Below are 1,015 nucleotides of genomic sequence, written 5' to 3' on the forward strand. Positions count from 1 at the left end.
CCACACGAATTGCTTGATTCAACTTGTTAAAGAGCAGTGGTTGATTCTTTCGTCTCAACCGAGGCCGCGCATTCTACAGCAACCTCTCTTTCCGTCAACACCTAATTTAAAAAATATTTTCTTTAAATTCAGCGTCTTATGTAAAACCCAATGGGCTTTACCAGTTGACGGGCGGCGAATTATATAGACATCCGAACAGCTGTCAACACCCTCTTTCAAAACGATGTTTCTCGACAGAGGCCAAGCCGGTTCAGACGCCCACTCTATATAGAGCACTGGCGTTGCAGCACAGCTGGTCGCCTGCCCCTTGCCTGATCGCCGGCGTCGCGGCAGCATGCCCGGCGGCACCGCCAAGAGGGATTCCGGGCGGCCGCCACATCTCTATCGGCTTTCCCAAGGAACATTGGATATGGATATCAAGATCATCGCATTCATCTGTCTGGCAGCCCTGGCACTGGAACTGCTGCGCGTCTACCGCAGCTCCACCGACAGGCGCCGGGGCCAGCGGGAAACAGGGCCGCAGGGCTGATTCCCCCACCCCACCGCTGAAGCATCGCCCGATGCCGGCGAGGCGGGGGAATCGCTTCTGTAGACAGCGCTACGGCAACAAGTTCCCCTTCCTCATATCTACATATCCGTGCAAAGGCGCATTGGCTCCGGCTCGCTTCGGGACATACGGGTGTCACCGACCCAGTGAACGGCGGCCGACCGCTGACCTCAGCCCAGCGGCCGCTCCACACCGCGCAGGTGGGCCAGCACCTGGTCCGCCGCGCGGCCCAGGCAGCCCTTGAAGAAGTGGTTGGCGCCGGCGAACAGGCTCACCGCGCGCTGTTCCGGGCGCGCCCAGTCCAGCAGGTTGGCCAGCGGCGCCATCTCGTCGGCCTCGCCGTGCAGCAGCAGGCAGTCCGCCGGCAGCGCCATGGGCTCGTAGTGGCGGCCGCCGGGCACCGTACCCACCGGCAACCCCATCAGTACCGTGGCCGCGGGTGGCTGCGCCAGGTCGCGGGCGGTGCGG

The 1,015-nt window shown here is 62.2% G+C and carries 1 pseudogene; it reads right to left on the bottom strand.

What is annotated here, in order from left to right:
• Positions 1-717: 717 nt before the first annotated feature.
• Positions 718-1,015, bottom strand: a pseudogene (locus tag VV867_RS31005) (alpha/beta hydrolase); the annotation flags it as partial.

Origin of the sequence: Pseudomonas sp. JH-2 (assembly GCF_036231725.1) — a bacterium.
Lineage (GTDB): Bacteria > Pseudomonadota > Gammaproteobacteria > Pseudomonadales > Pseudomonadaceae > Pseudomonas > Pseudomonas delhiensis.